A 26,068-nucleotide genomic window follows, 5' to 3' on the forward strand; every position below is an offset into this window, starting at 1 on the left:
ATTTGTAATTCCTCCTATTGCTAGGGTTTTGCGTATCAGATTTTGTGGAGTCAAAATCTGAATCCGGCTTCCTCTCGATCGGATGTTAGAAGGTTTAATGATACAAGCACTGTCCCTACCCTTCAGAACTTTTAACTTGCATCCTTAGAGCTTCAAACTGAGGCGACATTTGAAGGTAACTATAGATTCTTCCACATCGTTTACCAATTTTCTTTACTCCTATTGGTGATCTGGTCAACCAGGGCTATCTTTCAAGCCCATTCCTCGACTCCGAAGGAGGCAGGGAGGGGTAGTTGACTGGAGGACTATGGTTTCCTGTCTTTCATCTGGTAGAATCTGATGAGTTCTGAAACTGATATTTCTCCATCATTTTTGGAGTTTACATGATTTACATGTATTTATTATTTCTCAGATCTCATATTGTCAATGTACAGTTTTTCCTTTGAATTAATTTAATCTTTGATTTTTCTTCAATGTTCCGCATGTTATATATTTAAATTTGTTAAAGACTATTTTGATTTTTAGCGGTATAAATCCTAAATATATTAATTTTTCTCTTTGAAATTAAAGTTGCTCTGTTCACAGTGAATATTATCCTCTAGCTTAAAGCCCTGTGTCTTCTGGCCGGATAAATTTACAGTAACTAAAATCATGACGTATGAACTCATATTATAAACATAACCGTATCAAAAGTCATACAAATTGATTCAAATAAATAGCTTTATTTTTGCTTAATCTTTTAATATTTGTTTATTTAAAAATGTTCATTTATACCAATATCTTTATATTGTACTTACAGTTAATTCCTAATTAATTATAGGAAGTATTATCGAAAATTTCTTCTATTTTTAGGGAGGAATTGGAATAAACAGACTAAGTATTTTACTATTTGCCACTCTCATAATAACACTAAGTTCCTGCGTTGGAGCAGCGGCTGAACATTCAGTCGCATCCGGAGATTCGATACAGGCTGCGGTGTATAATGCATCTCCGGGAGATACAATAATCGTAGGACCCGGAACCTATACAGAAAATCTCAATATAAATAAAAGTCTAATAATAAGGTCTTCGGGGAGTTCTGCAGACACGATAATTGTTGCGAACAACACAAACGCGCATGTAATCACTATACAGGACCAGAACAGCGTAACAATGAAAGGGTTCAACATTACAGGAGCAGGAACCAACTACTCAGGAATCTATGTGCTCAGAAGTCCTAACTGTGTCATTGAAGACAACATATTGCACAATGACGGCCTTGGAGTATACCTTAAAACTTCTAATAATAACATTATCCGCAATAACACAGCCAGCAAGAATCTTCTTATAGGCACGGGTACAGGATTCAACATTGAACAGTCCAATTACACTACTGTTTCGAACAATACGGTTTCAAACCATGGTTATGGGATTTATGTTCGTGGTTCCCAGGGTGAAATACTCTCAGGAAATACTATAAGTCAGAATGCTATCGACAGTATAGTCGTGGAGAACTCGATCAGTAACATCCTTGAAAACAATACCGTAAAATCAAATGCAAGATATGGAGTCTATTTGTCAGGTTCGGGTAATAACAGCCTGAGGTACAATCTGGTGTCCAACGGTACTAACGGAATTTACTTGGTGGGTTCCCCTGAAAACACAATCTCGGGTAACACAGTAGATTTCGGCAGTTCACATGATATTATGCTGGACAATTCAAGCGATAACAGCGTGACCAACAATACAATTTCAAGCAGTGAATACGGAATAGCTGTAAGGTATTCCAATAATAATATCCTGACCGGCAATAATGCATATAATAATACTCAGGGCCTATACATAACGCTAACATCCAGCAATAATACACTTTCAGGCAATACGGCAAATTCAAACAGCGGTACTGGTATCAGCCTTTATAGAGTCAGCGATAATATTCTGGAAAGTAATGAAGCAAATTCAAACGCAAATCAGGGCATTCTTCTGGATAATTCAAGCAATAATGAAGTGTTCAACAACAGTATATCTCAAAACTCCAGAGGTATTTACTTAAGTTCATCATCCAGTGGGAACGAAGTTTCAGGCAATATAGTGAATTCGAATACTGGTCGTGGTATTGAACTTTATTTTGCCGGCAGTAACAATCTTACCAGTAATGTTGTAAGTTCGAATAGTAATTACGGAATTTACCTGACAAATTCCAGTAATAGTTTCCTGATCAGTAATACAGCTTCGAGCAACTCTAAAGGCATCTATGTTGTGAATTCAAGCGAGTGTATGATCTCTAACAATACTGTCTCTAATAATAGAGTAGATCTTAATAACTCAAACGGGATAATGCTCTCGAACTCCAGTAACAATACTCTTTACATGAATAAGGCTGTCAACAATCCCTATGGAATTTCTCTGGATTCTTCTCAAAACAATAATATTTCAAGTAACAATGTGACTTTAAGCACTAAACACGGTCTATTTTTGTGTGCTCGGAGCACTAATAATCTTATTTTTAATAACTATCTGAATAACACATTTAATACAAATAATAATAACACCCAAGGTATCTGGAATATAACAATAACTCCGGGTAGGAGCATTGTGAATGGACCAAATACCGGAGGGAATTATTGGGCAAACCCTCTCGGGACAGGCTTCTCCCAGACTGCAACCGATGCAGATGGGGATGGCATTGCTGATTCAGTATATAATGGAGATAACTTAGTAGACTACCACCCGCTTGTAGCTGTCAATCTCGCGCTTCCTGTTGCAAATTTCAGCAGCAATGTAACAAGTGGTCTTGCTCCTCTGTCAGTTCAGTTTACTGACAGTTCTCAGAATGCAACTGGCTGGAAATGGGACTTCGACAACAACGGTGTAGTAGATTCAATTATCCAGAATCCTGTCAATGTGTATACAGTTCCAGGAAATTATACTGTTAATCTTACAGTAAACAACGAAAACGGTACTAATTCAAAGTTCGGTAACATAACCGTTTCAGCTGGTTCTGTACTTCCTGTTGCAAACTTCACCACTAACATTACAAGTGGAAATACTCCTCTTACAGTCCTGTTTACAGATACTTCTCAAAATGCAACCGGATGGAACTGGAACTTTGGGGACGGAGCTACTTCAACAGAGCAGAACCCGACCCATACTTACTTTGCTACAGGAACCTATACTGTTAACCTGACAGTAAGTAACGGAAACAGTTTTGCCTCCAAAATTGCTACGATAACTGTATTGGAGAGCAACTCTGATGACGACAATGACGACTCAAGTGGAGGAAGTAGCCACAGCAGTGGCGGCGGTGGCGGTGGCGGTTCTCCTGAGCCTGCAAGGAATGTTGAAGTAAAGGAGCTTTCTCAGGTCGTCATTACAAACGGCAAAGCTGCTCAGTTTGATTTCACAAAGAACGCAACATGTGTCGTGTATGTGGGCTTTGATGCCAAGAAGACTGTTGGAAAGACCACAACCATTGTTGAGCAGTTAAAAAATAAATCTACACTTGTCTCCAACCTTTCTGAAGGAGAGGTCTACAGGTACTTCAATGTCTGGGTAGGAAACAGCGGGTTTGCAAGCTCAGAAAACATAGAAAATCCGAACATATGTTTCAAGGTTGAAAAGTCCTGGATCAAGGATAAAAACATAGACAAGGATTCAATCACTCTCAACAGGTACAGCAATAAAACCTGGGAACAACTGCCAGTCAGCCTTTCAGGGGAAGATGACAAGTATCTGTATTTCAAATCCAGCGTCCCGGGTTATTCATTCTTTGCAATAACAGGGAAGTCAAATGCTTCTTCGGAAGAAACTGTAACTGAAATACAGCCCGAAGGCAAACCTGACAATTCTGAGGAAAATATAGAAGATACAGGATCAGAAGTTGACCATGAGTCTGACGGGGACGAAGAAAGCACAGGCATGCCAGGCTTTGATATGGTTTACGGAATAGCCGGTCTGCTTGCAGTGTTCCTGTACAAACGGAAGTAAAAGAGCTAAAAACCAGGAAATTAATATGGAAAACATGGATGAGGGTATCAGATCTTCATCCTGTCTTTCTTTTTTATTTCACTTTTTCATGCATTCTAAATTTCTCTTCTTGTCTTCCATTTAATTTACCCATTTTTGTCTTACTTTCATTCTTTTGTCTTTTCTCTAGACTGTTTCTGTCACTCTCTTGTTTTTTCCCTCGACTGTTTCTTATTTACTTTTTAATTTATATTCCTGACTTGCTTGACTCTAAAATTGCCTTTTCAAATTATAGAGTAGAAAAAAAATCCTTAACCTGAAAGTAAAGAAATCTTAATAGGATCAGGTTTTATTGAGTGAAACACCTGCATCTGATACACAGCAGATAATGCTAATTTTGAAGAATCAACTGTAGCTTGTTATTGTGAAAGCTAATCTGAAACCTCGAAAAAGAGAGTATACGGAACTTATTTTAATAGACTGGAATTGGTTTTCTTTTCTTTATGTACTTTTATAGCTATTATTCTGATATTATTTTCTAATAGATTTATATTATTTCATGTTTATTTCAGCTTGGGGAAGATAAATCTTAATATAAATAATATCGGACGTGGGGGATTCAAATACACAGAGTAATTGCTCTATTTTTAGCCTTACTGGTTTTGACATTAGGCTCGGGTATAGGAACTGCAACTGAAATTGTTGTCCAGTCAGGACAGTCAATTCAGGATGCAGTGAATAGTTCGGTTTCAGGCGATGAGATTATCGTAAGCCCGGGAAACTATACTGAAAATCTCAGAATAACAACAAGTGATCTGATTGTCAGGTCAGCTTCCGGGAACCCTGAAGATACAATCGTGACTGCGAACAATCCGGCTGAGGATGCGATTTATGTCGAAGCAAATAACGTAACGATTAGAGATCTCAGCATTAATGGTGCAGGAAATGACCGCGCAGGAATTTATTTGATAAGGTCCAGCAACTGTACTATCGAAAATAATGAGCTTTTAAATGACGCTCTCGGAATCTACCTTAAAAACTCGGCTTATAACCTGATTCTCAACAATAAAGCAGCAGAAGGTAAGAGAGCAGTTAATGTTGACAGATCAAACTATAACACAGTATCAGGTAATACTGTTTCAAATCAGAGGTATGGAATATATCTTCTTGTCTCTGAGGGGAATCTGGTTTCAAATAACATGGTAAGTATGAGTGCTGATCACGGTATTGTTCTGGAAAGCTGCAGTAATACCAGCCTTGAAAACAACACTGCAAGCTCAAACGAGGACAATGGAATTCACCTTGTTGGGTCAAGTGGCAATAACCTGACAGGCAATACCGTAGATTCAAACCTGGTCTATGGTATATATCTGACGGATTCCAGTAGGAACAATCTGACAAATAATACGGCATTGAACAGCAGTAGAGGCATTTTCCTCTTCAGATCAGGCGAAAGTGTGCTCTCAGGGAACACGGTTTCAAACAGCGGAGACGGTATCCTGATCGCATCCACAGAAAACAGCAATATCTCAGAGAATACAGTCCTGGATAACAGCGTCTCTGGAATATCTTTGCAGAATTCTAGTACCTGTGTCATAAGCGACAATATACTCTCTAATAGCACACTTGGAATAAATCTGGCTTTCTCCGGCAACAGTACTGTGATTAATAACAGTGTTCTGGGTGGGGGAAGAGGGCTTAACCTGCAGGACTCAAACTACAATACGCTCTTTAACAATACAGCTTTGAACAACAGGTACGGCGCTTACCTGCTGCGCTCAGGCTGGAACGTACTCTCAAATAACACGGTAAACGAAAGTGATGATCATGGTATTGTTCTTGAGAACTCAAGCAACTATAATGACATTACCAGTAACATAGCAAGCTCTAACCGTGCTTATGGTATATACCTTGCAGGTTCAAATAACAATAACTTAAGCAGTAACGAAGCATCCGGCAACAGTAGAGGAGTTTACCTTATTACTTCGAACGGTAACACTCTTTTGAAAAATACTGTCCTGAATAATGGCGAGTACGCAATTCTGCTATCGTATTCCTCAGGTAACAATATCTCGGAAAACGAGGCTTCTAATAGCAACAGGGGCATTCACCTGAGCACCTCTAGCGATAATACGCTTTCAGGCAATACTATTGTCTCAAATAGCATTTCCGGCGTATACATGGCTTCAACAAGCAATAACAACATCTTCTTTAATAACTATCTGAATAACAATGTTAATGCAGATGTCAAACAGGGAAGCGCCGGAAATATCTTGAACACAACTAAAACCGCAGGTACAAGCATAACGGGTGGCCCGTATATAGGAGGAAATTATTGGGCAAAACCTGATGGCACAGGTTTCTCCCAGACTGCAGCCGATGCAGACGGAGATTTCATTGCCGATGGAGTGTTCAACGTTTCAAATAGTGGCTACACGGACTATTTCCCGCTTGTAGTTGCTTCTGAAACACAACAACCCGTAATTCCAGCAAATATAACGGACAGTCAAACTGAAACTTTAACAAACGAGTCGGAAATGCCTGCAAACGAATCGGAGCTGGATATTATTGCAACAGAATCAATTACTAACGAAACAGAAACAACTACTCACGAAAACGAAAGTGAGTATGAGTACGAAAGTGAGTATGAGTACGAAAGTGAGTATGAGTACTAAAATGAGGAATGAGGAATGATATAAAGAAGCTTGGTTTCAAAAGGACTGTACTAAGTAACTCAATTAATAATAAGAAAGGCTGGATGAAGGTATGGCTCCTTCATCTTAATTTTTTCTTTTTTCTTACTTTCTCCCCTTATTCTTTTTCATGAGATCTTAATCTGCTGACCAATTCTCAATTTTCTGATTTATAATCTATTCCTGAGGTCTTGGTATTAGAATGGATTTTCCGCACGGTTAATAGATGCTTATTCATACTATTAAAATAAAAAAATCTAAACAGACAAATAAAATTAATAAATAAGTTCAAAAAATCTGTACTCGAATTAACAAATCCAGATATTAATATATTTATGTATCCGTTTTCTGTTAATAATTATTTTATATTTATATTGATCGATTATTGACTTAAACTAGTTTAAGTTAAACCAGTATATTTATATCGTTGCAGGATTTTTCATCTAACTTGCTAGAATATCTGTTAGAATATCTATTAGAATATCTATTAGAATATGTGGTTAGAATATATGGTTGAATTTCTAGTTGGAACACTTCCATAAATGTCTTTAAAGGAGAAGTTATAATAAACAAACTGATTATTTTACTTGCAGCTTTTCTTATTTTTACATCAATCCAGGGTATCGGAACTGCGGCCGAGATCTTTGTCCAGCCAGGAGATTCGATACAGGAAACAGTAAGCAGTGCGCGTTCAGGTGATGAAATTATTGTAAAGCCAGGGACCTATTCAGAGCATATTATTATAACAAGGAATAATCTGGTAGTAAGGTCAGAATCCGACAACCCTGAAGATACAGTAATTGAAGCTTATGATCCGAATGCTGACATACTCACGATACAGGCAGATAACCTAACATTTAAAGGGTTCACGATTACCGGAGCCGGAACCAATTGTTCAGGTATCTCCCTGTATGAATGCAATAACTGCCTTATCGACAATAACAAGCTTTTCAACGACTCCATGGGAATATACATTGCATACTCCGAGAAAAACAGGATTTTAAACAATAAAATTGTCAAAGGCAGCAGGGGAATCAGCATTGAACAGTCCAATCACAACTCAATTGTAAGCAATAAAGTTTCTAAATGCAGGTATGGAATCTATCTTCTGAATTCTAAAGAAAACAGGGTCTCTAAAAACACAGTTCTGGAAAACAGAGAGTACGGTCTTCTGCTTTCGGCCTCGAACGGCAACACTCTTTCCGGAAATATCGTTTCTGACAACAGCAGAGGCATTCACATTGGAAACTCTGACGGCAACACGCTCTCTAATAACGCGATCTCTTTAAATGAAGTCAACGGACTTTTTGTCTGTCCGAGAAGTGATAAAAATCTTGTTTTCAATAACTACTTCAATAATACCCTCAATGTAGAGGCCAATAACGGAACCTCAAATGCTTATAACAATCCAAAGACCGAAGGCAAAAATATTGCAGGCGGACCATATATCGGAGGGAATTACTGGGCAGCACCTAACGGGACAGGTTTTTCGGAAAATGCAACTGATGCAGATGGAGATGGAATTGCTGATGAAAGATACAGGTTTGAAACCAGTTACTATATTGATTACCTGCCTCTTGTAGCTTACAAACCTCCGGAACCGGTCCTTCCTGTAGCAAACCTGAGCACCAGTGTCCCGGAGGGTTATGCCCTTTTCTCTGTGCAGTTTACTGATCTTTCGAAAAACTCAACATCAAGGAGTTGGGACTTTGAAAATGACGGAACCATTGACTCATCAGAGGAGATTCATGTTTATACATACTCGGTTTCCGGAATCTATACTGTTAATCTGACCATAGCAAACGAAAACGGCACGGATTCAAAACTTGTTACGATAAATGTTGAGGAAGAGAACGTAACCGAGGTACTCCCGGGATCAGAGCCTGGCACTCCCGAAGGAGATTTTAGCAGCCCGGGGAACACTGACACTACAGAGTCACAGGCTGAACAGGGCTCAGGACTGAAAGAGATCAGCAGTATACCTGGCTTTGAAATGATTTATGGAATCTTTGGTTTGCTTGCGATATTTCTGTATAAAGGAACCAGTAAATAATAGCAGAAAATAGGTAATAATAAGGAAAAAAGATAGCAGCAAGTAAAAAACTAAAAACTTCAAATTAAATTCTTCATAAGGAGAAAAACCTGATACGAAGAACAAACGCCATAAATTGAATATTCATTTGGAGGAATTCTCATTAAGCTATGGGAAGCCTTTGAAAGACATGCAGAGGAATACGATGCATGGTATGACAAATACAACCCTGCATATAAATCCGAGCTTCTTGCCCTGAAAACCTTTTTTCCGGACAATCCTGGAAAGCTTAAAGCTCTTGAGGTTGGGGCTGGAACAGGCAGGTTTGCACTTCCTCTCAGGGTCGGGTATGGACTTGAACCTGCAAGGGCAATGGCAGAGATTGCAGAAAAACGAGGCGTTCAAATGGTGTTAGGGGTTGCCGAGTTCCTTCCCTTTAAAAGACAGAGTTTTGATCTTGTTTTGATCGTAGCTGCACTTTCCCTTTTTAAAGACCCGGTACAGGCACTGTATGAGGCCTCAGGTACCCTGAAGCCTGGTGGGCAAATCGTTATAGGGATACTTGACAGGGACAGCTTGCATGGATATTTTTATGAGTCAGGGAAAAAGGAAGGTAGGTTTTCCTCAGGGGCTAAATTCCTCTCAACTTCCGAGGTGTTAGGCTGGCTTACAGATCTCGGATTTGAAGAAATTAAAGTCTGCCAGACACTTTATATGCAGCCTGAAAAAATAGAAAATATAGAACTTCCACAAAAGGGGTTCGGGATAGGAAGCTTTGCTGTGATCTCAGCCAGAAAACCAGGCTTTTCACTTTCTGTTAGTCCAGTACTAAATGATTGATATTTTCATAATGTAATATTAAGTCAATAATAAAAGAGTTTTATCTAAATAATAATATATCAAATGTTTTCTAAATATTCATTTCAATTGTACATATATAAATGATATATATTAAAAAAATTGTAAATTCATGCGTTTTCAGCTAAGTAAGGAATAATGGTAAACTGCTTTATTTCGGCAACATTTCTCAAAAACGCATATTGATCTAAAGTTGGAACAGGAAATCGATTTTATCATTGATGCTTAAAACCTGGAACTAATTTTTGCTCTAAAGTGGATAGCACATAGATAAGAAAATTCCTTAATTTGAGAGGTTCCATGACAAGCATACTGGTAGTAGAAGATAATCCTCTTAATATGGAACTTGTGACATGTCTTCTGGAATTAAATGGAATTGAAGTCACACAGGCTGTGGATGGGTTAGAAGCACTCGATAAGATCAAGAACTCTCTCTTTGACCTCGTACTACTGGATATTCAGTTGCCTGGAATGGGAGGGCTGGATGTCTTAAAACATATTAAGGAGGATCCAGCTTCGCAGTACATAGGGGTTGTGGCTTTAACTGCACAGGTGCTGGTAGGTGATAAACAGCGTTTCATTGATGCAGGTTTCATCGGTTATATTTCCAAACCTATCGACGTGTTTCAGTTCATGGATGAGCTAAATACTTTTTTGGGTCATGGGGGGAAGGCGTAATCCATGAAGATACACGAGAAGACACTGGTAATTCTTGTAATAACCTTCCTTTTTCTATCTATATTTCTGGCAGTGGCTACCAAGCAGATAATGGGAGATAGCTTTGAACAACTGGAAAAGGAAGAAGTGTCCAGGAATATGGGAAGGGCAAAAGCAGCAATGGATGCCAGGTTAGAGACGTTGAAGGTATCTGTTGATGATTACGCTGTATGGGATGACACATATCTTTTTGTCCAGGGGCAGTTTGACGACTACGTTGAAAGTAGCTTTGGCCCTGAGGTAGTAACCACTTTTGATGCGAATTTAGTATTATTTTATGACTCAACAAACGAGCTCTACTTTGCTGCGGCAGTAGAGAAGGGTACTACTAAGCACGAAAACATCTCGACCATGGTGCTTGATTGCATCGCTTCAAATGAACTTCTTTTCTCTCATCCTGCACCTGACAGCCAGGTAGCTGGAATTATCAATTCTCCTGAAGGACCATTATTGATTTCTTCCCATCCTATTATAAAGAGTTCCGGAGAGGGGCCCATAGCAGGCACCCTCATATTTGCAAAGGTTATAGATGATGAATTTATAAAAGAGCTTGCAGAAACCACAAGTCTATCCCTTAATGCAGAAGCTTTGGATCAAGAGAATGCAGTATCATCTACCGGTGTAAAATCATCTTCCACTGCAGAAGCAGCTACTCCAGAAGACGATAATAGCTTTGATATAAGTTATGTGAGTGAATCTTCGGTTGTAGGAACATCTGTACTGAATGATATAAATGGAAAACCTGTATTGTCCCTGGACGTTGAGATGCCGAGGGATGTCTATCAACACGGTCAGTCTGCAATAGAATACTTGCTTGGGTCAATTCTGATCGTGGGACTGGCATTTACATTTGTCCTTTCGTTTTCACTTGAAAAGTCGGTGTTATCGCGCATATCCTTACTGAGCACCAACCTTACAGAGATTACTAAAAAAGGATCACTTTCCTCCCGCATAAGCATGGAAGGTAAAGACGAAGTTTCCGATCTTGCAGGGAACATAAACAGCATGCTCAAAGCCCTTGAAGATAAAGAGGAAGTCCTTAAAAACCTCGACATAATTGAATCCAGTCTTGAATCTATGAATGCAGGCATAATGATAGATTGTAAGAATTCCAGGGTCATAATGAATAATAAATTTATTGAAATGTGGAAAATAAGCGCAGATCTGATTTCACAGAACAGTGCTGCAAAAGTGATTGAGCATATAATTTCACAGGCAGGTGATGGCAGTGGAGGCACAGTGAAGATTAAGAAACTGCAACGCGTTTCGGATAGAGACCAGGTAACACTGTACCTCAAAAATAATGAAGCTGTTTATGACTGGGACGCAGGACCATTACTCCAGAACGGAAAGATGATAGGCACCGTATATTGCACAACTGATATTACGAGTGTAAAACTCCGAGAGCTTGAAGAGGAAAACAAAAAGAGGCTGGAGACTGTACTTGCAAGCATCATTAGCGGTGTTGTTCTTATAGATGCTGAAACATCCACCATAGTTGATGCAAACCCCATTGCTGAGGAGATGATTGGTCTCCCCAAAGAGAAAATCATTGGTAAGCTCTGCCATCATTTCATCTGTCCTGCAGATAAAGGGAAATGCCCAATCCGTGATTTAGGAGCGAAAGTTGACCGGTCTGAACGTGTGTTGATCAATAAGGATGGAAACAGGATTCCCATCCTTAAATCCGTGGTGCCTATAACAATTTCAGATAAAATATACTTTGTAGAGAGTTTTGTAGATCTTACCAGAATAAAGCAGGCAGAGGAGAGCCTTATCCAGTCTAAGATTACAGCAGAGACTGCAAATCGTGCCAAGAGCGAATTCCTTGCAACTATGAGTCATGAACTGCGGACTCCACTGAATTCCGTCATAGGCTTTGCTGATCTGATGATAGCAGGCAATGCTGGAGAGATTTCTGAAAAACAGAAGAGGTTCCTGGGTAATATATCCATAAGTGGGAAACATTTGCTTGCTCTCATAAACAATATACTCGATATATCCAAGATTGAAGCGGGTAAGATGGAATTGAGTTTTGAGACCTTTGCCGTTACAGAAACGTTTAATGAGGTAAAACAGTTAATCTCTCCTCTTGTTGAGAAAAAAGGACTTAAAATTGAGTTCTGCATAGACGAAAAACTTGTAAACATATGTGCTGATAAAGTAAGGTTCAAACAGATTCTTTTTAATCTTGCAAGTAATGCCATTAAGTTTACTCCTGCGGATGGTAAGATAACTATCTCCTCAAAAATGTATGGAAAAATGGCACAGTTTACTGTAAGAGATACCGGTATAGGGATAGCTGAAAAGGACCAGCACAAACTATTCAAACCTTTCACACAGCTCGATTCTGCTGCAAACCGCCAGTATGAAGGCACAGGGCTTGGACTTTCTCTTGTTAAAAGTTTTGTAGAATTGCATAAGGGAAAGATATGGTTTGAAAGTGAAGCTGGGAAAGGTACAGCTTTTACTTTTGAGATACCTTTAGTAACCGACTTTAATAAAGAGGACACTGCAGAAGCGGTAAATAAGGATTCGGAAACGATAAAAAAGGATGCAGAAGTGATATCCGAGAATGCTGAGAATGTCCCTGCACAAAATATCCCAATCCCGCAGATTATCGAACCAGCGAATAGCAAAAGTGATGAGCCACTGATACTTGTGGTAGAAGACGATGATGCTTCAAGGGAGCTTCTTGAGGTCACCCTGACGCAGGAAGGTTATCGTGTGGCATCTGTTCCCAGTGGAAAAGAAGCCCTTGAACTTGCTAATGAGATGAAACCACTTGCAATTACTCTGGATATTATGATGCCAGGAATGAACGGCTGGGACGTCCTGAAATATTTGAAACTGGAAAAGCAAACCCATGACATTCCGGTAATAATCATTTCCATGCTGGATGAAAAAGATCTGGGTATCGTATGGGGAGCTGTGGAACACTTCATCAAACCTATTCAAAAGGATAAATTACTCTCTACACTGGAGAAGATCAAAGAAAAGGAAGCAAAATCGTCTTTCAGTGTGCTGATGGTTGATGATGAAAAAAGTGCAGTGGAACTTGTAACTTCAATGCTAAACGAAAAGGAGTTCAATGTATTGAAGGCTTATGGAGGACAGGAGGCCATAGATATTGCATTCAAAGAATTACCTAATTTGATTATTCTTGACCTCATGATGCCTGACATAAGTGGTTATGATGTAATAAAAGCGCTTAAGAGCAGACCTGATACTATCGATATTCCAATAATTATCTGTACTGCAAAGGACCTGGACCCATATGAAATTAAAGAACTGGATAAGAATGTGTCCAGCATCATGCATAAAGGTATGTTCACGAAGGATGACCTGCTCAAATGCATTAAGCAGCTTCAAAAAGCGAATCCTAAAGAGGTGCGAGACACACCCGGAATCTGAATCAGAAAACTGCAATAGGTAAAAATAAACTTGTTACAGTCTTTGGATAAAATGCCTGACCAGGTTGCATGCAGGATTTAGAGCGCATATTATGAGTAATCGGTTAAGTATAGACACAGATTATTATTTCAAGCATTCTATTTCCTTTTGGCACTTTTTGATGAAATGTTATGTATCCTTTTAGCCTGTATTTCGCTCAGCTTTTTTTTCCCTAGCTCAATAAGTTTCATCAGTTTTATGTACTCATTTTCTGTGATAACACTGCCTGGAGGCAAAGTTTTCACAGCACTCCCGTCAGAATACAGTAAAACCCCGTTCCAGGTTGCAAAATGAGAACCTGACAGGTACTCGCAGGGCAGTTCCCATCTGGATTTTACGTTTTCAAAACCTTCAAAAAGGTAAAAAGTAGCTTCATTTTTTAAGACCCTGGTAAATTTCAGGAGTACGTCAGCCATACTATCATCCAGGTTATTATTAGAGAAAAAAAACTAAAAGAAAGGAAATAAACATAGAAAAAATTAATTACCTGTTTTTTAGGCTTTTTATAAGCCGGTCAAAAGGATTTAAAGCCCGAGTTCAGTTACTTTCTGCCCTTTAGCGCTGGTAACGGTCACGGAGATGTCTTTGAATTTAGGGACTCCTGTACCGCCTGTTTCATCCGAGACGAGAATATTGGACCACGGGCTGTTGGGCATATAAGCAATGCCTTTGTGAGAGGTTTCGTATTCGGATTCCTCAGCTTTCACCACAATCGTTCCGAAAGAGTTTTTCAGGATAACAGTGTCGCCTTTTTTTACGTTCAACTGCTTGAGATCGGCAGGATCCAGTTTTATGATGGCAGAACGATCCCTGTACTCTTCCCCGAATCGATTTTCAATCACCGCTTTGTCCTGAAAGATATCACTGTAGGTTATGATCCTGACCTTTATTTCAGGGGCTTTAAGAAAAGATCCGAAATCCATCAGAGAGCCTCCATTATCTTTTTGAGAACAGCCTCATCCGAGAGCCGGTTCGTCTCAACAACAGGTTTAAAGTCCACCTTTACTCCGTCCATACGGGTTGCACTTCCTCCTGATTCCACTCCATTGATTGCAGTATTGATATAGACCTTTGCATTTCTGGAAGTCAGGGTTTCGCAGGGGTTTAGCGAGATAACGGGAATTTCAAGCAGGTTCTTTGCAACAGACCTTGGAAGGCTTGAAAACGGGTCGGAGCCGATTATAAGGGCTGCATCCACGGTTTTTGCTTTAAGAGATTCAACGATCGAATACTCGGGCCCGTGCTTAACATTACCGTCTTCAAACTTTACACTGTTCACATAACCTGTTTCTTCAAAGAGGTTTTCATTAAAGCCCCGCGTGTTGGAGTATCCTACCATGGGTATCAGGTGGAAATTTGCTTTTTCGTTCAGGGCATCCATGAGCCTGAAAAGAGGTTCGAGGTTCTCCAGGGAGTAAATCAGGCCAAGCCCTACTAAAATCACTCCGAACTTTGCCCCTTTAAGGATATTTGCCAGCTCAAGAATTCTTTTTGGGGGGAAGTTGTAGGAGGTCTTCGGAAGCTTTCCTGAAAGTGCTGCAATAAGGGCATCAATGAACTCGGCATCTCCTCCCGGTGGGATCTGGAAGAAATAGTTCCCGCAGATCTTTGCAGTATGGGACTTCCGGACATCTATTGCGATTGCAGTCCTCTCTTCTTCCCAGCCCCGCTGCTTTTCCGTACCCCTGGGGAAATAGGAATGTTTCGAAAGGTGACGGGGGTGAGAGTCCGAAGGGTTCGTCCCCCAGAAAATAGTAACATCAGCTTTATTCCTCACATCATCAAGAGTACAGGTCTTGAACCTGTTTTGAAGGAGGGCTTCAACCACACTCCCCAGGCGGAATGAAGACGGATCGTCAAGAGTTGCACTGGTTTTTTTTGCAAGCTCGATTGCAAGTTTCTGCGCTTCATTGGTAGAAGTCCCAAGCCCGAAAATCAGGGGATTTTTTGCATCCTTAAGGATAGCTGCAGCCTCATTGATTGCGGTTTCTTCATTTACTGGCCTGTTGTCGACAAGAAAAGCTGCGCTTTCCTTGCCTTCTTTCATGTGGGCTACCCCTACCCTGCAGGCGGTATAGACCTTGTTCACTATGTTTTTTTCAGACTCGACTTCAATATCGTCGCAGAGCATTCCGCAGCCTGTACATACATAATAATTTTTTTCCATCCTCTTGCCTCACACAAATTCGATTGCCTCTACAGGGCAGGTCACTATACAGCCGTTACAGAGGATCTTGTTCTTCCCGAATCTGCGGCACTCCCCCAGGTTCTGGGCTTTGACAATTCCATCTTCGACAACTAGGACCAGCTTATTTGCATTCCTGGGGGCATTTCCCGAGCCTACTCCATAGGGATCGTTTGCTACATTAGGTGGGCAGGCAACGACGCAGTTTCCGCAGCCAAAACAGAGGTCTTCATGCACTATAAGTCCGGTTTCGGTTGCTCCTTCCGACGGCTTGAAGAGGCCGCTGATTTTTTCGTAACTTTCTTTGTATTTAGGTTCCTCTTTCAGGGGCGGGCAGTCCTCAGGTGTCAGCTCGCGGGCCATAAGGGCAACTGCAAACGCCATACAGGAGGTTTTTCCACATTTTTTGCAGTTAGTTTTTGGAAGCATCTGATAGATTTCCATTGCATTTGTCATTCAGGTCACCCTTGAGTCAAATTTATGATAAAGTTAGTTAAAGAGAGGGCAGTTAATGCCTATCAGGCAAGTAGTATTTGTACAGATCAGATAGGGTTAACCGGAGATTTCTTATTAAGAATGTCCGATTTGAAGGGAACGCCATCTAAGAATATTAGATGTCTAAGCGCACTGAAGCGCAATGTAGATAGATTTAGTTAAAGATGAATGTGATCTACCTTAAACTATTGCTTTTTAATTCTCAACGTTAATTCAATTTTCAGCATTAATAGTCTCCAGAAACCCGGAATTGCACTCAGATTAGGTTTTTGCCTTCTTCAGGCTGAAAGGTAATATCTTGAAGTGGGCAAAAAGATTAAAATGGCTGGAAGAGGGCAAAAATATTTATACACACTCCTCTTCCGCCTTCACTGATTGTTTGAAAATTGCTTTCAGAGCAGGTCTGATAGAACAGATTAGATCAGGAAGGTTTAAAGAAAAGTTCGCAGTGGCAGTTTCCGTCTTTTTCTATCTCGTCTTTATGATAGATACAGGGACACACTATTTTTTTATCTTCATTCTCATCCCCTGTTACTATCCTGCATGGACAATAGCGCCTCCCGAACTTTTCTACCCTTGAAGCAAGCCCGTCAAGAACATAGTCTAGTGCCTCTTTATCCGGGTTGAGCCTGTAACCTGCTTTGTTTGCGTATTTTTCCGTCCAATCATACATCTTATCTTTTAACTCATCATGTCCACTCATCTAGAGCTCCCTCCTGTTTTTTGTAAGAGCGATACTGATTGTTCGTGAGAAAATATACATGGGACTAATATTAAAGAGCCTTCGGATACTTTTATTTTTTATGCAACTGCTGTTATTTATTAGAATTTTTTCGTTTCCTCAAAAGTTGCCTTAAATCCGCTGCTCATAAGGGAATGCCCACATTCATAGTAATTTTCTATAAATATCAATCCTAACTGACTGGTCGATTACGAATTAAGTTCTCAAACTATAAATTAATTGGTGAGCACCAAGATAGGCATTCAGTAATACTCCACATTCCGGTTAAGACCGCAGAAAAGTTATAATCTTATAAAAACAACCCATTTACTGTAGTGTTGAGAAGAGTATTGGACAGGAGACTTTATTGGGAACTTAACACGGCTTTTAAGAGGAATCAGAAAGTTAATATAGATATAACTGTAATAGTTATAATATAAATAGATTTTATAATATATAAAATATGTGTTAAATATGCCCCCTAATTTATCCATAAGCTCCCTAATTATCCAGTAACAGACAGGAATTGCTATAAGGATAGGGGAGTTTCCATATAATAGACCATAGTTCTGCCGGAACACCTTTGTTTCTGCCTCTGGATAAAGATAAGAAAGATAGCTCCGAAAACCTTAGAAAAGTACTAAAAAACCTGCTGCTTCTTAATTCTCTGTTATAGGGCAACCGGTCAGAAGTTCAGAAAACTTTTACAAAATAAAGGTTTTGATTTTGTATAAAACGGCTACATTTTTATCCTGTTTGAGAGAAAATTTATATTGAGATTTATAAAACACAAAACCTGCAGCTGTTCAGAAGTCTGGAGAAAAGCCTTTTGAGGCCGTCCAAACAATTCTCCGGACCAGAGCTGTGCACTATCTTACTTCTTCTGCACGGGCATGAATTATACGCAGAAGATTACAAAATCATAAGCTATGAAATCATAATTTTGAAAATTTAGCCTGTAAATTGTATAATAAAAAGATCTCAAAGTACATCAGAACTCAAACTCTAAGAAGATTCATAGATATAAAGGAGTCAACAAGCATGCGAATCGGAGTCTACATTTGCCATTGCGGACTGAATATTGCGGGAGTAATTGATGTTTCAGCCCTTGAAGATATGACAAATGAACTGGAAGATGTGGTGCTTGCCCGGGAAGTACAGTTTCTATGTTCCGATTCCGGACAGGAAGGCATCATAAAGGACATAAAGGATAACAAAATCGACAGGGTTGTGGTAGCCGCCTGCTCTCCCAGGCTGCACGAAAAGACCTTCAGGCACGTTATGGAAAAAGCCGGACTTAACCCTTACCTTATGGAAATGGTAAACATAAGGGAGCAGTGCTCCTGGGTGCATGCCGATGATCCCCAGATGGCGACCCAGAAGGCCTTTGACCTTATAAGGATGGGAGTTGCAAAATCCCGTTTCCTCAGGGAATTGAGTGCAACAAGCTCAAAAGCGAGCAGAAATGTCCTTATCATAGGCGGAGGAGTTGCAGGAATCGAAGCTGCCTTAAACCTTGCAGAAGCTGGATTTCCCGTGACAATGGTCGAGAGGGAATCTACTATCGGAGGCAAAATGGCCCTGATGAATGAAGTATTCCCGACAAACGACTGCTCTATCTGCGTGCTTGCTCCCAAAATGACCGAGGTCCAGAACCACCCGAACATTACCCTTTATACATACTCCGAGGTTACCGATATCTCCGGATCGGTCGGAAAATTCCATGTTAAAGTCAAACGCAAACCAAGATTCGTGCTTGAAGACAAATGCAAGGGCTGCGTTGACCTCTGCTCCGGGGTCTGCCCCGTTGAAATCGAAAACCCCATGAACTACGGGATTGGGAAGAGCCGGGCTATCTATATGCCAATCCCCCAGTCCGTTCCGCAGGTTGTGCTTATAGACCCTGACCACTGTGTGGGCTGCGGGCTCTGCCAGCAGGCCTGTCCTGCCGACGCTGTGGACTACGAACAGAAGCCGGAGGAAATCGAATTCGAAGCCGGAGCCGTAATAGTTTCTACAGGCTACCAGCTCTTTGACGCCTCAAGGAAAAAAGAATACGGATTTGGGAAATATCCCGATGTTATAACGAATATGCAGCTTGAACGGATGCTGAACTCTGCAGGACCGACAGGAGGGAGAGTCCTTGTGCCTTCCACCGGCAAGCCCCCAAAAAGCGTTGCATTTATCCAGTGTGTAGGGTCAAGGGACAAAACCGTAGGCAACGAATACTGTTCAAGAGTCTGCTGCATGGCAGCCCTTAAAAATTCCCAGATGATAAAGGAACGCTACCCTGATACTGACATTACGATCCACTATATCGATATCCGGGCTGCAGGCGAGATGTACGAAGAATATTACGCAAGGACGCAGGAAATGGGCGTTGACTTCATCCGCGGAAAGGTTGCCGAAGTCTATGCCGGAGAAGACGGGAGACCGGTTGTCCGTTACGAAAATACCCTGGAATCCAGCGTTGAAGAAGAAGCCCATGACCTTGTTGTGCTCTCCACTGGATACGAACCCAGTAAAGCCGCAGAAAGAATAGGCAGGATGCTTAACCTTGCCCGGCGCCCGGATCGTTTCTTTGCAAGCGCCCACCCTAAAATGCGTCCTGTGGATGCCCCGGTAAGCGGCGTCTTCCTTGCAGGCTGCGCCTCGGGTCCCAAAGAAATTCAGGTCTCCATAGCTCAGGGAAGTGCCTGTGCCTCCAAAGTTATGCAGCTTCTCGGTACCGGAGAACTTGAAGCCGATCCTATGGGTGCCCATGTTGACACGGATAAATGTATAGGCTGCAGGACATGTGTGGAAGTCTGCAAGTTCGGAAAGATCAGCATTGAGGACAAAAAGGCTGTTGTGGATGAAGTTTCCTGTTACGGCTGCGGGGACTGCAGTGCCGCGTGCCCTGTGGGGGCAATTCAGATGCGGAACTTTGAAAACGAGCAGATCCTTGCCCAGGTAAGAGAGGCAACCGCACATAAGTCCCAGAGCCCTTTTATTGTGGCTTTCCTGTGCAACTGGTGCAGTTATGCCTGCGCAGACCTGACAGGGATGTCCAGAATCCATTATCCTACGAATATCAGGGTCATCCGTACCATGTGTTCTGCAAGGGTAAACCCGGAATTCGTGCTTGAAGCCTTGAAAGGTGGGGCTGACGGAGTGCTTGTTGCAGGCTGCAGGATGGACGAATGCCATTACATACATGGAAACTTTGATGCGAAAAAGCGTATGGATGTCTTAAAGGAAATCATAAAGGAAATAGGGCTTGATCCTAAAAGGCTCAGAACCCTCTGGATCTCAGCTGCCGAAGGAGAACGCTTCTCGAACACTATTACCGAGTTTGTAAAGGAACTTGAAGAAATAGGGCCAATAGGGAGCGAATTCAAGCAGGAATGTGCCGGAACCGGAGTTGAGGAGGTGGCACAGTGAGCGAGAAAGAACCTGAAGAGTGCCCGGAGCAGGAAACTCAGGTATGCGGCGGGTGCTGCTGCGGAGCCGGAGAAACCGAAGAGCCCGAAAAAGGAAAAAATGAAATTGAGGATATCGAATCCGAAGAGTTTGAGGAGCAGGCAGAGGCAGAGCCAGAAGAAGACGAAAATCAGGAAAAGATCACGGTTACGACCAGTATGGATCTGCAGGGAAGCCATTTCCTCTATACGCAGGCAACCGAGAAATCCCTCAAAACCCTTGATTACGATTATAAGCGCTGCAACGGCTGCGGGATCTGTGTGGAGATCTGCCCCACAAGAGCTCTGGAACTGGGACCCTTGCATGAGATTGCAACCGGGCTTGATGCTCCTCCTGTGATGATGGACCTTGATAAATGTACCTTCTGCAGGATGTGCTCAAACCTCTGCCCTGTACATGCTATTTCCTTTGAAGCCATTGGAGAGATCCCTGATGAAAAGCAGTACCCAAAATACGATGCATATGTAAATATCAACGAGAAGTGCCTTCCCTGTGCCCTCTGTGAAGGAGCATGCCCGCAGGACGCAATAGAAGTCGAATTCACCTTCCCTAAAAAAGAGGAGATTGCTCCATTTAAGGAGGGTGTGGAGGGCGAAATTGAAATCGACACTGACAAATGCAATTTCTGCGGGATCTGTGCCAGGTTCTGTGACGCTGTTATCCTGCTTGAACGAGAACCAACTCCTGACAACCCTGTGCCCTTCGAGCAGATCCTTGTTGATACGGATAAATGTGACTATTGTGTACTCTGCCAGGACATTTGCCCGGAAGAGGCAATAAAGGTTAAAGGGGAACGTCCCTGTGAAGCGCCGAAAATAGGAGGAAAAGTAAAGGTCGATGACCTGAAATGTACGCAATGCGCCCGCTGCCAGGCTGTCTGCCCCTATGAAGCTGTTGACCTGCAAAAACCAATGGAAGGAAAACTGAGCCTTATTGAGCTTAACCTGAAAGAATGCGACCCTCAGGGCTGCCGCGGCTGCTTCAATGTCTGCCCCTCTGAACTCTGGTACGTACCTACGGATCCCGAAGACCCTCGAAAGATTGCTTTTGCCGAAGATTTCTGCATGTACTGTGGAGCCTGCGTGAAGGCCTGCCACCTTGCAGCCATAAAAGTGGAAAGAACCGATGTCCACCACACTGAAATCCCTGACACCCCCTGGGCTTCCCAGTGGAGGGATGCAATCGAGTCCCTGAAGACTGGAGTAAGGAAAGGAGTTGACAGAGCAGTTTTCAGAGAGACAGAAACCCTAAAAGCTCAAAAATTCACGGGTATAGAGCCTCCATGTACCGATGAAGAAGCACTTGCAGCCGTACAGGCAAAAATTGATTCCCTCATGCCTGCTCTTAAGAGCGCAAAGGTCAGGAAACTCTGGGAAACCGACTCCCCGGAAAATGCTGCTGCTGCCGTGAAAAAGAAAATTGAAAGCTGAAAATCTGGCTAAACCTGGAACGTAATCAGGTTTGAAACTACCTTAACGGGTAAAAAAGCATCTTTTTTACCCCGGAAACCATTTTTTTGATCTTAGAGTTCTAAAGTGCCTCTTCCAGCTTGCCTGCAGCCTGTCCTCTCCTTTTATAACCCAAAAATTAGTCCTCTTGAGCGCAGCGAAAAGGACCTCGTGCTCCCGAAGCGAAACTCGGGTGCCGAAGCGTAATTCAGGTGGCGTGATAAGGTCATTCTATAAATCTTTTAAGTTTTAGCTCAGGATCTGCGCTTTTCTTTTACAACCATAACAGGTACTTTTGAGTTCCGAACCATGTTTCCAGCTACGCTGCCTAAAAACAATCTGTCAAGACCGGTTTTTCCAAGAGTACCCATGACAACGATGTCCATTCCTTCCTCTTCGGCATACCGGATAAGCTCATCAGCAGGGTGCCCTTCAAGCAGGACAGGTTCTACTCTAACCCCTTCCATTTCTCCGATTCCTGTTACGTAGTTTACAGCCTGGTTCCCTTCTTTTTTCAAGGCTTCGCGCATTCTTTCCCAGTCCAGATCTACTGCCATTGAAGAAAAATAGTCTGTAGATACTACATAGACTGCATAAACAGTCCCTCCGCTCAGGCGGGCAAGTTCTATCGCGTTGTTAGCAGCCATCCTGGAACAGACCGAGCCGTCGGTTGCGATCATTATTTTCTTAAAGTTGACAGTTTTCACACAGAATCCCCAACTACTCTATGCACCTGCAAGAAATATAATTTAATCGGGGTTTAGAAAGTGAATGAATAAGAAGATTCGGCTTTTAAGCCTTCTCAGTACGGAAAAACTATTTTTGCTAGGATTACATGGTATAAACTATGGAGATAAGCAACGAAAACTACAGGCAGCTGGAAGGCAGGGCAAAAGAACTGGGAGCAAAAAGTGTCAGGCTTCTCCCTGCAGAGGATATTGTTGTTGAAGACCGGACCGTGTTAAAGTGCATATTTGGCTGTAACGGCTACGGAAGCCGGGTCTGTCCTCCTTTTATCCCGACAGTGGACGAATTCAAAAAAATGCTTGCTGACTATGAATGGGCCCTTCTCGTGGAATGGAACTCAGATAACGTTTTTTCCCAGGAGGTCAGCGAAAACTTCGTGAAATTCAGCACTTCTCCTCCTGGAGATGAAGCTGTAAAACAGCAGTTCCAGAATAATCTGAAAACAATAATGAAAGACCGAAAAGAAACTATTCAGCCCGGAGTTCTGGAACTTGAAAAACTCGCCTGGACTCTCGGGTATAATACTGCTCTTGCCACCTTTCCTGGTATGTGCACATGGTGTGCAACAAAAGACTATTCCGGCGTAAACTGCGCTGGCGCAAACGGACCATGCCACCACCCAACCCTGCGCAGGCCATGCCTTATGGGGCTCGGGGTAAGGATGGACAAAACACTGGAAAAAATCGGCAGCCAGCTTCAGAAGTTTCCGATGGATGATACGGCTCCGGTGCCGTATACATTGATATTGCTGGACTGAAAAAACTCGGTTTTCTCTTTTTAATTTATTTTTTACTACTGAAATAAGGGGAATAGATTCTGTTAGCTTTTGGGAGATTTAGTCCCAACGATCGAATATCGAACACAGCCGGGCCGGCTTCAGATATGCGCGATACGGGAAGGGAAAACGTCGAAGAAGAACTGAACCTACACCGAGAAAAAAATTGCTTACTCGATGGCAAGACGTTGAAGTGGCAGGCTAAAACCGAAGATACTGTACTTTCCATATTCACTTTTGACCCATACCTCCCCTCCGTGGAGTTCAACCAGTTTCTTGACAAGGGATAAACCCAGGCCTGTGCCTTCATGCTTCTCTTCCTCGGACCCGAGGACCTGGGAAAAAGGTTTGAACAGTTTCGGCAGGTCTTCTTCTTTTATTCCTGTGCCCTGGTCTTCAACCTCAAACTGCATAAATTTTTCAGCTGTTCTGACTCTTATGGTAATGTTTCCCCCGTCATTTGAGAATTTGCTTGCATTTCCTATGAGATTGTACAGGATCTGTTTTAACTTACCAATGTCTGCTTCAATTGTGCCGACATCAGGTTCGATATCGGTAATTATAGTTATTCCCTTGTGGTTTGCAACCGGCCTCATAACTTCGACTATTTCCCTGACTATCAGGGAGACCGAAACCTGTTGGCACTGGATTTCCATCTTTCCGGATTCTGCTTTTGACAGGTCAAGTATGTCATTGATAAGGCCAAGAAGATGCCTACCACTCACGGATATGTTTTTTGCATACCTCATCTGCTTTTCATTTAAGGGGCCTGCGAAGTTATTAATCAACAGATCGGAAAATCCGATGACTGCGTTTAAAGGTGTTCGAATTTCATGGCTCATGCTCGCCAGAAATTTGCTTTTAGCAGTACTTGAAGCCTCAGCAGCTTCCTTTGCTTCAAGGAGGCTCTGTTCCATTCTTTTCCTTTCTGTAAGGTCTATTTCCATTGAAAAGATCTCAAGCCGATCCTCCGGAATCTGGACTCCCGAATAACTGGAGAATACGGGAATTTTTTCCTTTTTCTTAGTTAAAAAAGTATTTTCCGATGCACAGACATAAGTTCTATCTTTTTCCATGGAACTGATTATTTTTAAGAAATCATTTTCAGTCTCATTGGGGACTATGAGTTCAGTCAGTTTTTTTCCAATGGCTTCATTTTTGGGATAGCCATACATTTTTTCACTTGCTGTATTCCAGTAAATTACAGTACAATCGGGATCAAAGCCCTGGACTGCGACATCCGGCACATTGTCAATAAAATTCTGAAATTTCAGTTCACATAGAAAAAGTTTTTTTTCCTGATCTTCGACAGTTCTCAAAAGACCTACCTGCCTGCTAAGAATCATATGAAATATATTGGCAGTCAGAAGGACCAGAATAAATGTAAGTGCCTTAATAAAAGTTACATCACCGGGAGTAAGTCCATTTACAAGGACACTTTCAAGCCAATTTGCAATATACAACCAGGCACGATAAAAGACCAGAAGAAAAAGCAAAATTGTTGTCACAGCCACAGAATATGGTTTTGAGAACCATTCCTTCAGTCGGAGTGGATCCATGTCTTCTTGATCGCTTTTCATTGCCATAACTTCCAGTAATGCAGCCTCAGAAAAATAATAAATCTCTGCCATGCCGATATAACTATTTTAGATCTGCCGCAGATATGATATATAGTAAGAATGTTATATATATATTTATACCATTACCGATATCTCTTTTAGAGGATTGGCCACACATCAATTATGTAAAAAATTAGAGGAGAAGATATAATCCCCAATATGGAATCGATATCAACACATCTGAATATTTTTCTTTTCCTTATACTGGTAAACTCCCTTCTGTCAAGATTTGCAGTGGTAACCTCTCCAATCTCTCCTGCACCAGGTGTATCCAGTATGTATTTTGCAGTCGCTTTCATGATCGTTTTTGCCCTATGGTACGGAATATGGGGAGTTTTATCTGCCTATCTTGGCTGCATGATAGGAGCAGGAGTCCTTGCCGATATGCCCTTTTCATTGAACGTTATATGGTCAACTGCCGATCTCTGGCAGGCTCTCATACCTCTGACAGCTTTTGCATACTTCAAAGCTAATATAAGGCTGAGGACGAAAAGAGATTGGGGGATATTCCTTTTGTTCGGCTGTTTCCTTAACAATCTTATTGGGGCCCTATGGGGTGCCTTAACCATAGTCGTTGTCGGCATGGTCCCAGGGACAGAGTTTTTTGTTACATTTCAAAACTGGTTTACCGGCAACATTATTACTACCCTGGTGATCGTACCCTTCTGCCTCAGGTACATTACTCCATATATCCAGCAGACAAAATCTTACGTCCAGAATTACTGGATCTGATTATTACAAAGAAGCGGTGATTTAAAATTTAAATCGAAAATGAAATGAGGTAAGAAGCCACTTCATCTTCGACCCAGAGAGCAAGGTATTCGTAACCTTCTTGCACTCCCACGGTAATAAATAAGTTTTAACTTTAAGGCGGGAAGTCCCCCCTTCCTCGGAGCGAAGCGACAGGTGGGGGATGAA

General features: G+C 41.7%; 18 protein-coding genes. 10 read left to right on the forward strand and 8 right to left on the reverse strand.

The window, feature by feature from the left end; translation table 11 throughout:
• The first annotated feature begins 975 nt into the window (after nucleotides 1–975).
• The 6 genes from MSHOH_RS07505 (at nucleotide 976) to MSHOH_RS07530 (ending at nucleotide 13,659) form a co-directional block, all read left to right on the forward strand.
• Nucleotides 976–3,966 carry a NosD domain-containing protein gene (locus MSHOH_RS07505; RefSeq protein ID WP_239451261.1) on the forward strand — a complete coding sequence of 997 codons (2,991 nt, stop codon included), beginning with the start codon at nucleotides 976–978 and terminating at the stop codon, nucleotides 3,964–3,966.
• A gap of 641 nt (nucleotides 3,967–4,607) precedes the next feature.
• Nucleotides 4,608–6,620: a right-handed parallel beta-helix repeat-containing protein gene (locus tag MSHOH_RS07510; RefSeq protein WP_239451262.1), complete on the forward strand. Its 2,013-nt coding sequence runs from the start codon at nucleotides 4,608–4,610 to the stop codon at nucleotides 6,618–6,620.
• Nucleotides 6,621–7,302: 682 nt separating this feature from the next.
• Nucleotides 7,303–8,691 (forward strand): NosD domain-containing protein, encoded by a 1,389-nt coding sequence (locus MSHOH_RS07515; protein ID WP_048138608.1) that lies wholly within the window; start codon nucleotides 7,303–7,305, stop codon nucleotides 8,689–8,691.
• A gap of 234 nt (nucleotides 8,692–8,925) precedes the next feature.
• Nucleotides 8,926–9,510, forward strand: a complete 585-nt coding sequence (locus MSHOH_RS07520) for a class I SAM-dependent methyltransferase (RefSeq protein ID WP_239451365.1) — start codon at nucleotides 8,926–8,928, stop codon at nucleotides 9,508–9,510.
• Nucleotides 9,511–9,828: 318 nt separating this feature from the next.
• Nucleotides 9,829–10,206, forward strand: a complete 378-nt coding sequence (locus tag MSHOH_RS07525; RefSeq protein ID WP_048138613.1) for a response regulator — start codon at nucleotides 9,829–9,831, stop codon at nucleotides 10,204–10,206.
• Between the two features lie 3 nt (nucleotides 10,207–10,209).
• Nucleotides 10,210–13,659 (forward strand): response regulator, encoded by a 3,450-nt coding sequence (locus MSHOH_RS07530; protein ID WP_052730756.1) that lies wholly within the window; start codon nucleotides 10,210–10,212, stop codon nucleotides 13,657–13,659.
• 137 nt (nucleotides 13,660–13,796) lie between these two features.
• On the opposite strand, the gene MSHOH_RS07535 is transcribed toward MSHOH_RS07530, so the two are convergent.
• The 5 genes from MSHOH_RS07535 to MSHOH_RS07555 form a co-directional block, all read right to left on the reverse strand.
• Nucleotides 13,797–14,114 (reverse strand): hypothetical protein, encoded by a 318-nt coding sequence (locus MSHOH_RS07535; protein WP_048138615.1) that lies wholly within the window; start codon nucleotides 14,112–14,114, stop codon nucleotides 13,797–13,799.
• A gap of 108 nt (nucleotides 14,115–14,222) precedes the next feature.
• The gene (locus MSHOH_RS07540; protein ID WP_048138618.1) at nucleotides 14,223–14,621 is read right to left on the reverse strand and encodes a molybdopterin dinucleotide binding domain-containing protein; all 399 of its coding nucleotides are present in this window, start codon (nucleotides 14,619–14,621) and stop codon (nucleotides 14,223–14,225) included.
• Nucleotides 14,621–15,865 carry a formylmethanofuran dehydrogenase subunit B gene (locus tag MSHOH_RS07545; RefSeq protein WP_048138620.1) on the reverse strand — a complete coding sequence of 415 codons (1,245 nt, stop codon included), beginning with the start codon at nucleotides 15,863–15,865 and terminating at the stop codon, nucleotides 14,621–14,623. The genes MSHOH_RS07540 and MSHOH_RS07545 overlap by 1 nt, the downstream gene beginning before the upstream one ends.
• 9 nt (nucleotides 15,866–15,874) lie before the next feature.
• A complete protein-coding gene (locus tag MSHOH_RS07550) occupies nucleotides 15,875–16,339 on the reverse strand; it encodes a (Fe-S)-binding protein (RefSeq protein WP_048138622.1) in 465 nt (154 codons plus the stop codon).
• A gap of 460 nt (nucleotides 16,340–16,799) precedes the next feature.
• Nucleotides 16,800–17,081 (reverse strand): ferredoxin-thioredoxin reductase catalytic domain-containing protein, encoded by a 282-nt coding sequence (locus MSHOH_RS07555; protein WP_048138624.1) that lies wholly within the window; start codon nucleotides 17,079–17,081, stop codon nucleotides 16,800–16,802.
• Nucleotides 17,082–18,140: 1,059 nt separating this feature from the next.
• Between MSHOH_RS07555 and hdrA2 the strand changes: the two genes are divergently transcribed.
• Nucleotides 18,141–20,522: a CoB-CoM heterodisulfide reductase HdrA2 gene (hdrA2, locus tag MSHOH_RS07560; protein ID WP_048138626.1), complete on the forward strand. Its 2,382-nt coding sequence runs from the start codon at nucleotides 18,141–18,143 to the stop codon at nucleotides 20,520–20,522.
• Nucleotides 20,519–21,991, forward strand: a complete 1,473-nt coding sequence (locus tag MSHOH_RS07565; protein WP_048138628.1) for a 4Fe-4S binding protein — start codon at nucleotides 20,519–20,521, stop codon at nucleotides 21,989–21,991. The genes hdrA2 and MSHOH_RS07565 overlap by 4 nt, the downstream gene beginning before the upstream one ends.
• A gap of 272 nt (nucleotides 21,992–22,263) precedes the next feature.
• Here MSHOH_RS07565 and MSHOH_RS07570 read toward each other — a convergent pair whose 3' ends face one another.
• On the reverse strand, nucleotides 22,264–22,716 hold the full coding sequence (locus MSHOH_RS07570; protein ID WP_239451263.1) for a universal stress protein: 453 nt from the start codon (nucleotides 22,714–22,716) through the stop codon (nucleotides 22,264–22,266).
• A gap of 140 nt (nucleotides 22,717–22,856) precedes the next feature.
• Here MSHOH_RS07570 and MSHOH_RS07575 point away from each other — a divergent pair, with 140 nt between their 5' ends.
• Complete coding sequence (locus MSHOH_RS07575) at nucleotides 22,857–23,513, forward strand: DUF2284 domain-containing protein (protein ID WP_048138630.1); 657 nt, start codon at nucleotides 22,857–22,859, stop codon at nucleotides 23,511–23,513.
• Nucleotides 23,514–23,701: 188 nt separating this feature from the next.
• Here the strand turns inward: MSHOH_RS07575 and MSHOH_RS22030 are convergent, their stop codons facing one another.
• Entirely contained in the window at nucleotides 23,702–25,162 is a 1,461-nt protein-coding gene (locus tag MSHOH_RS22030; protein WP_052730757.1) for a PAS domain-containing sensor histidine kinase, read from the reverse strand.
• Between the two features lie 86 nt (nucleotides 25,163–25,248).
• Nucleotides 25,249–25,449, reverse strand: a complete 201-nt coding sequence (locus MSHOH_RS25055; protein ID WP_239451414.1) for a hypothetical protein — start codon at nucleotides 25,447–25,449, stop codon at nucleotides 25,249–25,251.
• Here MSHOH_RS25055 and MSHOH_RS07585 point away from each other — a divergent pair.
• The gene (locus MSHOH_RS07585) at nucleotides 25,385–25,882 is read left to right on the forward strand and encodes an MASE1 domain-containing protein (RefSeq protein ID WP_239451366.1); all 498 of its coding nucleotides are present in this window, start codon (nucleotides 25,385–25,387) and stop codon (nucleotides 25,880–25,882) included. The genes MSHOH_RS25055 and MSHOH_RS07585 overlap by 65 nt on opposite strands.
• Nucleotides 25,883–26,068 lie beyond the last annotated feature (186 nt).

The sequence above is a fragment of the Methanosarcina horonobensis HB-1 = JCM 15518 genome (genome assembly GCF_000970285.1).
GTDB lineage: Archaea > Halobacteriota > Methanosarcinia > Methanosarcinales > Methanosarcinaceae > Methanosarcina > Methanosarcina horonobensis.